13 protein-coding genes are annotated in these 11,303 nt (G+C 63.8%); all 13 read left to right on the top strand.

Annotated elements, in window-relative coordinates; all coding sequences use genetic code 11:
* The first annotated feature begins 18 nt into the window (after positions 1 to 18).
* A complete protein-coding gene (locus PHO31112_RS07965) occupies positions 19 to 744 on the top strand; it encodes a YebC/PmpR family DNA-binding transcriptional regulator (protein ID WP_150584376.1) in 726 nt (241 codons plus the stop codon).
* A 1-nt stretch (position 745) separates the two neighbouring features.
* The gene (purD, locus tag PHO31112_RS07960; protein ID WP_150620006.1) at positions 746 to 2,023 is read left to right on the top strand and encodes a phosphoribosylamine--glycine ligase; all 1,278 of its coding nucleotides are present in this window, start codon (positions 746 to 748) and stop codon (positions 2,021 to 2,023) included.
* 163 nt (positions 2,024 to 2,186) lie between these two features.
* Positions 2,187 to 2,339, top strand: coding sequence for a hypothetical protein (locus tag PHO31112_RS07955; protein WP_174995607.1), 153 nt, complete (start codon positions 2,187 to 2,189; stop codon positions 2,337 to 2,339).
* Positions 2,340 to 2,450: 111 nt separating this feature from the next.
* The gene (gene hemF / locus PHO31112_RS07950; protein WP_150620005.1) at positions 2,451 to 3,386 is read left to right on the top strand and encodes an oxygen-dependent coproporphyrinogen oxidase; all 936 of its coding nucleotides are present in this window, start codon (positions 2,451 to 2,453) and stop codon (positions 3,384 to 3,386) included.
* Between the two features lie 13 nt (positions 3,387 to 3,399).
* Positions 3,400 to 4,131, top strand: coding sequence for a nicotinate-nucleotide adenylyltransferase (locus PHO31112_RS07945; protein ID WP_150620004.1), 732 nt, complete (start codon positions 3,400 to 3,402; stop codon positions 4,129 to 4,131).
* Between the two features lie 55 nt (positions 4,132 to 4,186).
* On the top strand, positions 4,187 to 4,627 hold the full coding sequence (gene rsfS, locus PHO31112_RS07940; RefSeq protein ID WP_150620003.1) for a ribosome silencing factor: 441 nt from the start codon (positions 4,187 to 4,189) through the stop codon (positions 4,625 to 4,627).
* A 24-nt stretch (positions 4,628 to 4,651) separates the two neighbouring features.
* Entirely contained in the window at positions 4,652 to 5,122 is a 471-nt protein-coding gene (gene rlmH, locus PHO31112_RS07935) for a 23S rRNA (pseudouridine(1915)-N(3))-methyltransferase RlmH (RefSeq protein ID WP_017232866.1), read from the top strand.
* A 272-nt stretch (positions 5,123 to 5,394) separates the two neighbouring features.
* Entirely contained in the window at positions 5,395 to 6,726 is a 1,332-nt protein-coding gene (gene ugpB / locus PHO31112_RS07930) for a sn-glycerol-3-phosphate ABC transporter substrate-binding protein UgpB (protein WP_150620002.1), read from the top strand.
* 136 nt (positions 6,727 to 6,862) lie between these two features.
* Positions 6,863 to 7,759 (top strand): sn-glycerol-3-phosphate ABC transporter permease UgpA, encoded by an 897-nt coding sequence (gene ugpA / locus PHO31112_RS07925; protein WP_150620001.1) that lies wholly within the window; start codon positions 6,863 to 6,865, stop codon positions 7,757 to 7,759.
* On the top strand, positions 7,756 to 8,601 hold the full coding sequence (gene ugpE / locus PHO31112_RS07920; RefSeq protein ID WP_150620000.1) for a sn-glycerol-3-phosphate ABC transporter permease UgpE: 846 nt from the start codon (positions 7,756 to 7,758) through the stop codon (positions 8,599 to 8,601). Before ugpA ends, ugpE begins: the two co-directional genes overlap by 4 nt.
* 2 nt (positions 8,602 to 8,603) lie before the next feature.
* The gene (locus PHO31112_RS07915) at positions 8,604 to 9,701 is read left to right on the top strand and encodes a sn-glycerol-3-phosphate import ATP-binding protein UgpC (protein WP_150619999.1); all 1,098 of its coding nucleotides are present in this window, start codon (positions 8,604 to 8,606) and stop codon (positions 9,699 to 9,701) included.
* The gene (gene ugpQ, locus PHO31112_RS07910; RefSeq protein WP_150619998.1) at positions 9,698 to 10,477 is read left to right on the top strand and encodes a glycerophosphodiester phosphodiesterase; all 780 of its coding nucleotides are present in this window, start codon (positions 9,698 to 9,700) and stop codon (positions 10,475 to 10,477) included. The genes PHO31112_RS07915 and ugpQ overlap by 4 nt, the downstream gene beginning before the upstream one ends.
* Before the next feature lie 193 nt (positions 10,478 to 10,670).
* Complete coding sequence (locus PHO31112_RS07905; RefSeq protein ID WP_150619997.1) at positions 10,671 to 11,270, top strand: Maf family protein; 600 nt, start codon at positions 10,671 to 10,673, stop codon at positions 11,268 to 11,270.
* The last annotated feature ends 33 nt before the right edge of the window (positions 11,271 to 11,303 follow it).

Raw genomic sequence — 11,303 nt, 5'->3', positions numbered from 1 at the left:
GGCACGACGGAGAAATTCATGGCGGGTCATTCCAAATGGGCCAACATCAAACACAAGAAGGCTGCGGCAGATGCCAAGCGCGGTAAAGTCTGGACACGCCTGATCAAGGAAATCACGGTGGCCGCACGTCTGGGCGGCGGTGACGTCGACAGCAACCCGCGCCTGCGTCTGGCCGTGGAAAAGGCGGCCGACGCCAACATGCCCAAGGACAACGTCAAGCGCGCGATCGATCGCGGCGTTGGCGGTCTGGACGGCGCCAACTACGAAGAGATCCGCTACGAAGGCTATGGCATCAACGGTGCAGCCGTGATCGTCGACACTATGACGGACAACCGCGTGCGTACCGTCGCGGAAGTGCGTCACGCCTTCTCGAAGTTCGGCGGCAACATGGGCACCGACGGCTCGGTGGCCTTCCTCTTCACGCACTGCGGCCAGTTCCTGTTCTCGCCGGACACCCCGGAAGACAAGCTGATGGAAGTGGCGCTCGACGCCGGTGCCGACGACGTCATCACCAATGACGACGGCAGCTTCGAAGTCGTGTGCCCGCCGAACGACCTCCAGGCCGTGAAGGAAAAGCTCGAAGCGGCAGGTCTGAAGGCCGAAGTCGCGGAAGTCACGATGAAACCGCAAACGGAAGTGGTCTTCACCGGCGAAGACGCCGTGAAGATGCAAAAGCTGCTCGACGCGCTCGAAAACCTCGACGACGTGCAGGAAGTGTTCACCAACGCCGTCATCGAGGAATAAGATGAAAATTCTGGTTGTCGGATCGGGCGGCCGCGAACACGCGCTGGCGTGGAAGCTTGCCCAATCGCCGCGCATTCAGTTGGTCTATGTCGCACCGGGTAACGGTGGCACGGCGCTCGACGAGCGCCTGCGCAATGTGCCGATCAGCGATCCGAACGTGCTCGCAGAGTTCGCCGTGCGCGAGGGCATCGCGCTCACGGTGGTCGGCCCGGAAACGCCGCTTGCCGCCGGTATCGTCAATATCTTCCGCGCACGGGGTTTGAAGATCTTCGGCCCAACGAAGGAAGCCGCGCAGCTCGAATCGTCGAAGGACTTCGCCAAAGCGTTCATGAAGCGCCACGGCATTCCCACCGCCGATTACGAAACGTTCTCCGACGCCGCACTCGCCCACGCCTATATCGACGCCAAGGGCGCACCGATCGTCATCAAGGCAGATGGCCTCGCCGCAGGCAAGGGTGTGGTCGTGGCGATGTCGCTCGAAGAAGCGCACAAGGCCGTGGACATGATGCTCGCGGACAACAAGCTCGGCGATGCCGGTGCCCGCGTCGTGATCGAGGCGTTCCTGCAAGGCGAGGAAGCGAGCTTCATCGTGATGGTCGACGGCAAGAACGTGCTGCCGCTCGCCACGTCGCAAGATCACAAGCGTCTGCTCGATAACGATCAGGGCCCGAATACGGGCGGCATGGGCGCCTATTCGCCCGCGCCGATCGTCACGCCGCAGATTCACGCCCGCGTGATGCGCGAGATCATTCTGCCGACCGTGCGTGGCATGGAAACCGACGGCATTCGCTTCACGGGCTTCCTGTACGCGGGTCTGATGATCGACGCGCAAGGCAACATCAAGACGCTCGAGTTCAACTGCCGCATGGGCGACCCCGAGACGCAGCCGATCATGGCGCGCCTGAAGGGCGATTTTTCGGTGGTGGTCGAGCATGCGATTGCCGGTACGCTCGACAAGGTCGAACTCGACTGGGACCGCCGTTATGCCCTGGGCGTGGTACTCGCCGCCCACGGCTATCCTGACACCCCGCGCAAGGGCGACCGGATCTCCGAGGTGCCGGCCGAGACGGGCGATTGCGTGACGTTTCATGCGGGCACCCAGCTCGAGAACGGCGTGCTCACGGTCGCCGGCGGGCGCGTATTGTGCGTGGTCGGCCTGTCTGACACCGTGCGCGGTGCGCAAAGCGTGGCGTATCAGACCGTCAATCAGATCAGTTTCGACGGCATGCAGTATCGCCACGACATCGGCAACCGCGCACTGGCGCGCAAACCGGAGTAAGACCGGCGGCGCCTGAAGGTTTGCCCTGAAGCGCCGATCCGATCTGCCACGGCCCGGGGGACGTCAAGTCCCCCGGGCCGTTGTCGTTTGGATTCCGTTTCGACGGCCGTGCGGTTGCCCCGCCGCCCCCTCGTGCTGCACTGCCGCGATTGACGTCACCGGCGTGGTCGACGAGATCGGTCTGTTCGTCACCACGCTCACGACGGCCGACAATCTGCGCGTGTACGCCGGCAACACGAAGGTCTGCGGCGACAACATCACGGTGTACGACGCCAACGCGTTCCGGCGCGCCGACGCCCTGACGGCCGGGACTTGATGCAGGTCATTCGGGCGGCACTCGGCAACACCGTTTGCCGCCCCGGTCTGCCCCCGAACGCGTGGCTGCCGGTACAATCGCGATTATTACCACGCATGGGGATGTCACAGAATGACAGCGCAAGACGCCGCACCGGCGCCGGATACCGGCGCGGTGCGAACTTATCTGCTCGGGCTTCAGGACCGCATTGTCGAGACGCTCGAGCGTCTCGACGGCAAACGTTTCCTTGCCGACGACTGGCAGCGACCGGCCGACAGCCCTCTGCGCGGTGACGGCCGTACCCGCGTGCTCGACGACGGCAACTTCTTCGAGCGCGGCGGTGTGAACTTCTCCCACGTGGTCGGCGACAAGCTACCGGGCTCGGCCAGCGCGTCACGTCCCGAACTGGCCGGACGCGGCTTCGAAGCCCTCGGCGTCTCGCTGGTGCTGCATCCGCGCAACCCGTACTGCCCGACCGTTCACTTCAACGTGCGCATCCTGATCGCCACCAAGCCCGGCGAATTGCCCGCGTTCTGGTTCGGTGGCGGCATGGATCTCACGCCGTACTATCCGTTCGAAGAGGACTGCCAGCACTTCCATCAGACCTGCAAGGACGCGCTGGATCCGTTCGACACGTCGTGGTATCCGCGCTTCAAAGCGTGGTGCGACGAGTACTTCTATCTGAAGCATCGTCAGGAGCCGCGTGGCATCGGCGGCATCTTCTTCGACGACTTCTCCGGGGGCGGCTTCGACACCGGCTTCGCGGTCATGCAAAGCGTGGGCGATGCCTTCCTCGACGCTTATGTGCCGATCATCGAGCGCCGCCGCGGCATACCGTACGGCGAGCGCGAGCGAGATTTTCAGGCGCACCGCCGCGGCCGTTACGTCGAATTCAATCTGGTCTGGGATCGCGGCACGCACTTCGGCCTGCAATCGGGCGGGCGCACCGAATCCATCCTGATGTCGATGCCGCCGATCGTGAAATGGCATTACGACTGGAAGCCCGAGCCGGACACGCCGGAAGCGAAGCTCTATACCGACTTCCTCGTGCGCCGCGAGTGGGTGTAAAGGCCAGCCGCGCATGACCCACTCTTCCCCGGCAGCACCGCGAACGCCCCATATGTCGCCCGCTGGTTCGATCCGGCGCATTGGCGTGCTGGGCGGCACGTTCGACCCGATTCACACCGGCCATCTCGCGCTGGGCGCGCTTTTCGCCCGCACGCTCGCGCTGGACGAACTGATCCTGATGCCAGCGGGCCAGCAACCGCAAAAGCAAGGCAGTACCCCGGCCGGGCACCGGCTGGCGATGACGCGCCTGGCCGCCGAATCGCTCGCCGCCGAACTGGCGCGCACGCAACCGTCCACGCAACTGATCGTCAGCACGCGCGAGATCGAGCGCGCGGGGCCGAGCTACACCGTCGATACGCTGCGCGACATCCGCCACGACGCCGGTGCGCAGGCGTCGCTATCACTGCTCATCGGCTCCGATCAACTGGTGCGCCTGGACACGTGGCACGCCTGGCGCGAGTTGTTCGAATACGCCCACGTCTGTGCAGCGGCACGACCCGGTTTCAACCCCGATACGGCCTCGCCGGAACTGCGTCAAATCTTCGCCGAACGGGAAAAGTCCGCGCTCGGGGTACAATCCACGCCATGCGGCGGTATCCTGATCGACGACTCACTCGCTGTCGATATATCCGCCACCGAGTTGCGCGCCACACTGGCGCACGCGCCAGACACGGCCACGCCCCCGGCGAACCTGCCCGAACCTGTGTGGCAGTACATCCGCGCGCAACACCTGTATCGCGCTTGACGGCCCCCTCGCGGGCCGCTACTTCGCACTCCCTGTTTCACCCAAAAGACGCACTATGGATATTCGTAAACTGCAGCGCCTGATCGTCGACGCCCTCGAAGACGTCAAGGCCCAAGACATCAAGGTGTTCAACACCTCGCACCTGACCGCCCTGTTTGACCGTGTGGTCATCGCGAGCGGCACCTCCAACCGCCAGACCAAGGCACTTGCTGCGAGCGTACGCGACAAAGTCAAGGAAGCCGGCGGCGATATCGTCAGCATGGAAGGCGAAGATGTGGGCGAATGGGTGCTGGTCGACACGGGCGACGCCATCGTGCACATCATGCAACCGGCCCTGCGTCAGTATTACAACCTCGAAGAGATCTGGGGCGAGAAGCCGGTTCGCCTGAAGACCGCCGGGACCAAGGCCGGCGCCAAAGCCAGCGCACAAGACGACGAAGAGGACGAGGACGACGCGCTCGAGTCCCCGGCGCCCGCTCGCCGCAAGGCCAAGTAAGGCGCAGCGCGCGATTCAGCCGTCATGCGTCTGTTCATTCTTGCCGTCGGGCACAAGATGCCCGGTTGGATCGAGACCGCCTTCGCCGAGTACGCCAAGCGCATGCCGCCCGAGTTGCGCATCGAACTCAAGGAAATCAAGCCGGAGCAACGCTCCAACTCCCGTACGGCCGAAACGGTGATGGCTGCCGAGGCGCAGCGTATCGATGCGGCCCTGCCGCGCGGCTGTCGCCTGGTGTGCCTCGACGAGCGCGGGCAGGATCTCACCACGATGCGCCTGGCTCAATCGCTCACCGGCTGGCAACAGGACGGGCGCGACGTGGCCTTCGTGATCGGCGGCGCCGACGGGCTCGACCCCGCTCTCAAGGCCCGCGCCGATACCCTCATTCGATTGTCCAGCCTGACGATGCCCCACGGCATGGTGCGCGTGCTGCTCGCCGAGCAGCTCTACCGCGCGTGGAGTATCAACGCCAATCATCCCTATCACCGCGTCTGAACATCTCCGGGTGTGCGTGACGGGAAAATAAGTCAGAAATAAGTCAAGACATCTTGTGCGGTGCAATGCCGCGTTGTATCCGGCGGCCAATGGCCCGTATCGCCTTGTCGGACAGTTCATCTCCGAGGGCTGTCAATCCCCCCCCAGACGTTCCCGTGCAACACGCATTGTGCGCCGCGAGTGGAAAAAACACGGCAGCGTGATAGTCTACCCGGCGCTACACGGTTCGCATCGCGAACAACTAGACTTCTCGTGAACCATCGGAGATTGGCATGAAGCAACCTTCCCTGCGCAGTATCGCCCTGGCCGGCGTCGGCGCTGTCATGGCGCTCGGCATGAGCACCTCGGCCCTGGCCGCCACGGAGATCCAGTTCTGGCACTCGATGGAATCGGCCCTCGGCGAGCGCGTCAACCAGATCGCCAGCGATTTCAACGCGTCGCAGAGCGACTACAAGATTGTCCCGATCTACAAAGGCAACTACGAGCAGGGTCTGGCGGCCGGTATTGCCGCCTTCCGCGCGGGCAACGCGCCGGCCATTCTTCAGGTGTACGAAGTCGGCACGGCCACGATGATGCAGGCCCAGAAGGCCGTGAAGCCGGTGTGGCAAGTCATGAAGGACGCTGGCGAGCCGTTCGACGAATCGGCCTTCGTGCCGACCGTGGCGAGCTACTACGCCGACAGCAAGACCAATCACCTCGTGTCGATGCCGTTCAACAGTTCGACGCCGGTGCTGTACTACAACAAGGACGCCTTCAAGAAGGCGGGCCTCGATCCGAACACCCCGCCGAAGACCTGGGCCGACGTGAAGTCAGACGCCCAGAAGCTCAAGGCTGCCGGTCTGTCGTGCGGCTTCACCATGGGCTGGCAAAGCTGGACGCAACTCGAGAATTACAGCGCATGGCATGCCCTGCCGTTCGCCACGAAGAACAACGGCTTCGACGGTCTTGACGCCAAGCTGAGCTTCAACGGCCCGCAGCAGATCAAGCACATCCAGTTCCTGGCCGACATGGCCAAGGACGGCACGTTCACGTACGTGGGCCGTAAGGATGAAGTGACCTCGAAGTTCTACAGCGGCGACTGCGGTATCGCGATGACCACCTCGGGTGCGCTCGCCAACATCGCCAAGTACGCCAAGTTCAGCTATGGCGTGGGCATGATGCCGTACGACGCCGACGTGAAGGGCGCGCCGCAGAACGCCATCATCGGCGGCGCCAGCCTGTGGGTGCTCGCAGGCAAGTCGCCGGCCGAGTACAAGGGCGTGGCCAAGTTCCTGAAGTACCTCGCTTCGCCGGCCGTGGCTGCCAAGTGGCATCAGGACACCGGCTACCTGCCGGTCACGAAGGCCGCCTACGAACTGACCGAGAAGCAAGGCTTCTACGCGAAGAATCCGGGCGCCGACATGGCCATCAAGCAGATGCTCAACAAGCCGCCTCTGCCGTTCACACGTGGCCTGCGTCTGGGCAACATGCCGCAGATCCGCACGGTGATCGACGAGGAACTCGAAGGCGTGTGGAGCGGCAAGCAAACGCCTAAAGCGGCGCTGGACAAGGCGGCATCCCGTGGCGACGATCTGCTGCGCCGCTTCCAGAAGCAGGGCAGTTAAGCGGCCCCCAACGTACGGTGACGCACGCAACGCGGGCCAATCGCCTGCGTTCGCAGTGCGAATCGTGACGTTACAATGACACCACCCGGCCCGCCGTCAACGCGGGCCGGGTTGGTTTTTTTTTGGTCACTACGTTATGGCGCACAACTCCAGAGAACGCCCCCGCTTCGGAACCGGTTGGCTGCCCTACGCGCTCGTCGCGCCGCAGCTCCTCATCACCGCCGTGTTCTTCCTATGGCCCGCAGGCGAAGCCCTATGGCAATCGACGTCGGCACAAGACGCCTTTGGGCTGTCCAGCGAGTTTGTCGGACTCGATAATTTCAGCGCGCTGTGGCGCGATCCGCTTTACCTCGCATCGTTCCGCACCACGATGATCTTCAGCGGCCTGGTAACGGTCTGCGGGCTGGTCATCTCGCTGCTGCTCGCCGCGATGGCCGACCGCGTTACGCGCGGCAAACGCGCCTATCAGACGTTGCTCATCTGGCCCTACGCAGTCGCGCCAGCCATTGCGGCCGTGCTGTGGGCATTCCTGTTCAACCCGAGTATCGGTCTCGTCACCTACGGGCTGGCAAAGCTCGGCATCGAGTGGAATCACGCGCTCAACGGCGGTCAGGCCATGTTCCTCGTCGTGCTCGCCTCCATCTGGAAGCAGATCAGCTACAACTTCCTGTTCTTCTACGCTGGGTTGCAAGCGATTCCGCGCTCGCTCGTGGAAGCCGCCGCCATTGACGGCGCAGGTCCGGTCCGGCGCTTCTTCGGGCTGGTGTTGCCGCTGATTTCGCCGACGACGTTCTTCCTGCTCGTGGTCAACCTCGTGTACTCGTTCTTCGACACGTTCCCGGTGATCGATGCCGCGACCGGCGGTGGTCCGGGCCAGTCGACCATGACGCTGATCTACAAGATCTACTCGGAAGGCTTCAAGGGGCTCGACCTCGGCAGCTCGGCTGCCCAGTCGGTGGTACTGATGGCGATCGTCATCGTGCTCACGGTCGTGCAGTTCCGATTCATCGAACGCAAGGTGCAATACGCATGATCGAGAACCGTCGCGGCCTGGATATCTTCTGCCACGTCATGCTGGTAATCGGCGTGTTGCTGGTGGTTTTCCCGCTCTATGTGGCGTTCGTCGCCGCCACTATGAACGAGCAGGAAATCTTCTCCGTTCCCCTGTCGCTCGTCCCGAGCACGCACCTGTTTCAGAACCTCGCCACGGTGTGGGGTCAGGGCACGGGCGATACGGCCATGCCGTTCGGGCTGATGCTCGGCAACAGCCTGTTCATGGCGCTGGTCATCACGATCGGCAAAATCTCGGTGTCGATTCTGTCGGCCTTCGCCATCGTGTATTTCCGGTTTCCGTTGCGGAATCTGTTCTTCTGGCTGATCTTCGTCACGTTGATGCTGCCAGTCGAAGTGCGGATTTTCCCGACGGTGCAGGTGATCTCGAACCTCGGGCTCATCAACAGCTATATGGGTCTGACCGTGCCGCTCATCGCCTCGGCCACGGCCACGTTCCTGTTCAGGCAGTTCTTCATGACACTGCCCGACGAACTCGTCGAAGCCGCGCGCATCGACGGCGCCGGCCCGATGCGATTCTTCTTCGATGTGGTGCTGCCGCTGTCGAAGACGAACATCGCCGCGCTGTTCGTCATCACCTTCATCTATGGCTGGAATCAGTACCTTTGGCCGATTCTGGTAACCAACGCCCCGTCGATGACGACGGCCGTGGTGGGCATCAAGAGCATGATCGGCAGTGGTGACACCGCCACCCAGTGGCAACTCGTCATGAGTGCCACGCTGCTCGCCATGCTGCCGCCGCTCGCGGTAGTCCTGCTCATGCAACGTTGGTTCGTGCGCGGTCTGGTTGATTCGGAAAAGTAATCATGGCAAATCTCAAACTCCATAGCGTCAAGAAAACCTACGACCAGACCAACTACATCCTGCATGGTGTCGACATCGACATCCAGGACGGCGAATTCGTGGTCATCGTCGGCCCGTCGGGCTGCGGCAAGTCGACGCTGCTTCGCATGGTTGCTGGCCTCGAGTCGGTGAGCGAAGGCAGCATCCTGATCGGCTCGCAGGTCGTCAATCAACTGGAACCCAAGGATCGCAACATTGCGATGGTGTTCCAGAACTACGCGCTCTATCCGCACATGGACGTGCGCCAGAACATGTCGTATGGCCTGAAGATTCGCGGCATCGACAAGAAGACCATCGACGAGCGCGTGCTCGCCGCCGCGCGCATTCTGGAACTCGAACCGCTGCTCGCACGCAAGCCGCGCGAACTCTCCGGCGGCCAGCGTCAGCGCGTGGCCATGGGCCGTGCCATCGTGCGTGAGCCAGCGGTGTTCCTGTTCGACGAACCGCTGTCCAACCTCGACGCCAAGCTGCGCGTACAGATGCGCCTGGAAATTCAGCGCCTGCATGCACGCCTGAAGACGACGAGCCTGTACGTCACGCACGATCAGGTCGAAGCCATGACGCTGGCCGATCGCGTGGTCGTCATGAACAAGGGCTATGCCGAGCAGATCGGCACACCGACCGATGTGTACGAGCGCCCCGCGTCGCTGTTCGTCGCGAGCTTCATGGGCTCGCCCGCGATGAACCTGCTCAAGGGCCGTGTCGACTCGGAAGGCCGCACGTTCCAGGTGGACGGCGATGGCCCGGCACTGCGTCTGCCGCCCACGAGCATGGCGTATGCCAACCGCGAACTGGTGCTTGGCGTGCGTCCCGAGCATCTGGTGCCCGCCGAACAACATAACGGCCTGGGCGCCTTCGCCGCACAGACCAGCCTCCTCGTCGATCAGCTCGAACTGCTGGGTGCCGACAATCTGGCGCATGGCCGTTGGGGCGATCAGCCCGTCACGGTGCGTCTGCCTCACGAGATGCGTCCGGCGGCGGGCACGGTAGTACCGCTGGCCATCTCGGCCAAGACCCTGCACCTGTTCGATCGGGCATCCGGCAAGCGAGTCGAAGCATGAGCGATACCTCCACATCTGCCCATCTATGGCGCCACTGGCCCTATCCGCGCATCGTCTCGCATCGCGGTGGCGGCAAGCTGGCGCCGGAGAACACGCTGGCCGCTTTCGAGATGGGCGCCTCGCTTGGCCTGCGCATGGTCGAGTTCGACGCCAAGCTCTCGGCGGATAACGTCGTCTTTTTGCTGCACGACGACACCGTCGATCGTACGAGCAACGGTCATGGTGCGGCCGCGCAGATGACTTACGACGAGATCGCCAGGCTCGACGCCGGCAGTTGGTTCGACGAGCGCTTCACCGGTCAGGTAATGCCGACCCTCGCTCAGGTTGCCGAGCGCTGTCTGGCGCTGGGGCTGGCCGCTAACGTCGAGATCAAGCCGTGTCCGGGCCGCGAGGCCGACACGGGCAAGCTCGTTGCCGAGGCCGTCCGGACGCTGTGGGCCGGGCATCCCCAGCCGCCGCTGCTCTCGTCGTTCTCGTACGAAGCCCTCGCGGCGGCGGCCGCTGCCGCGCCCGAATTGCCGCGCGGGATGCTGTACGACGCCGTACCGGCGCATTGGCGCGACGATGCTCGCAAGCTCGGCACCGTCTCGCTGCACGCGAGCCATAAGCATCTCGACGGCCCGCAAGTCTCCGAGATCAAGGCGGCGGGCCTGCAAATGCTCGTCTACACGGTCAACGAGCCGGCCCGTGCGCGCGAGCTGGCCGCGTGGGGCGTGGACGCCATCTGCACCGACCGTATCGACCTGATCGGCGCCGACTTCCTCGCCGACGCCTGAGCGCGGCACCGCGCAATGCCCCGCACCCGGCGCCCGCCCGATTCGCCCCGGCCCCCCGCCTGTGCTGGCGGGCGTGGACGCAAGGCGGCATAATAGGGCGTTCCCTCGCCCAGCCCATCCAGCGGCCCGGTACACGCGCTGCAAATCCCTGCAACGCCGTGCACCGGGCTGGACGAATTCAAGCCAAGCCGCCATGCCGTACATCTATCTCGCTTCGCAAAGCCCCCGCCGCCAGGAATTGTTGCAACAGCTCGGTGTTCGTTTCGAACTGTTGTTGCCGGGAGCCGATGAAGACGCCGAAGCGCTCGAAGCCGTGCTGCCTGGAGAACCGCCTGACGATTATGTGCAGCGCGTGACCCGCGCCAAGGCCGAGGCGGCCCTCGCGCGTCTGGCGCGCACCGGTCTGCCCGGCGCGCCCATTCTGGCTGCCGACACGACCGTCTGTCTGGACGGCACCATCCTCGGCAAGCCCTTCGACGACGCCGACGCGTGCGCCGTGCTCGCTCGTCTGTCGGGCACCCGTCATCGCGTGCTGACGGCCGTGGCCGTGTGTGCGGATGGGCAGGTGCATCAGGCGGTCAACATCTCGCATGTCTGGTTCCGGCCGCTGCGCAGGGAGGAAATCGAGCGTTACGTCGATTCGGGAGAACCGAGGGGTAAAGCGGGCGCCTACGGCATTCAGGGCAGGGCCGCTGAATTTATCATGCGCATCGATGGCAGCTACTCAGGCATCATGGGGCTGCCGCTATGCGAGACTGCCGCGCTATTGCGTCAGGCGGGCGTCGACTTCTGACGCGTTCCGATGCCCAAGCATTTCGAGTCTGGT

The sequence above is a fragment of the Pandoraea horticolens genome (assembly GCF_902459555.1).
Lineage (GTDB): Bacteria > Pseudomonadota > Gammaproteobacteria > Burkholderiales > Burkholderiaceae > Pandoraea > Pandoraea horticolens.
This window is presented reverse-complemented; position numbering and strand designations above follow the sequence as displayed.

What these genes read in the sequence shown, in the direction of transcription:
- PHO31112_RS07965 (WP_150584376.1), top strand. Translation starts at nt 19, where the DNA reads ATGGCGGGTCATTCCAAATGGGCCAACATCAAACACAAGAAGGCTGCG.
- purD (WP_150620006.1), top strand. Translation starts at nt 746, where the DNA reads ATGAAAATTCTGGTTGTCGGATCGGGCGGCCGCGAACACGCGCTGGCG.
- hemF (WP_150620005.1), top strand. Translation starts at nt 2,451, where the DNA reads ATGACAGCGCAAGACGCCGCACCGGCGCCGGATACCGGCGCGGTGCGA.
- PHO31112_RS07945 (WP_150620004.1), top strand. Translation starts at nt 3,400, where the DNA reads ATGACCCACTCTTCCCCGGCAGCACCGCGAACGCCCCATATGTCGCCC.
- rsfS (WP_150620003.1), top strand. Translation starts at nt 4,187, where the DNA reads ATGGATATTCGTAAACTGCAGCGCCTGATCGTCGACGCCCTCGAAGAC.
- rlmH (WP_017232866.1), top strand. Translation starts at nt 4,652, where the DNA reads ATGCGTCTGTTCATTCTTGCCGTCGGGCACAAGATGCCCGGTTGGATC.
- ugpB (WP_150620002.1), top strand. Translation starts at nt 5,395, where the DNA reads ATGAAGCAACCTTCCCTGCGCAGTATCGCCCTGGCCGGCGTCGGCGCT.
- ugpA (WP_150620001.1), top strand. Translation starts at nt 6,863, where the DNA reads ATGGCGCACAACTCCAGAGAACGCCCCCGCTTCGGAACCGGTTGGCTG.
- ugpE (WP_150620000.1), top strand. Translation starts at nt 7,756, where the DNA reads ATGATCGAGAACCGTCGCGGCCTGGATATCTTCTGCCACGTCATGCTG.
- PHO31112_RS07915 (WP_150619999.1), top strand. Translation starts at nt 8,604, where the DNA reads ATGGCAAATCTCAAACTCCATAGCGTCAAGAAAACCTACGACCAGACC.
- ugpQ (WP_150619998.1), top strand. Translation starts at nt 9,698, where the DNA reads ATGAGCGATACCTCCACATCTGCCCATCTATGGCGCCACTGGCCCTAT.
- PHO31112_RS07905 (WP_150619997.1), top strand. Translation starts at nt 10,671, where the DNA reads ATGCCGTACATCTATCTCGCTTCGCAAAGCCCCCGCCGCCAGGAATTG.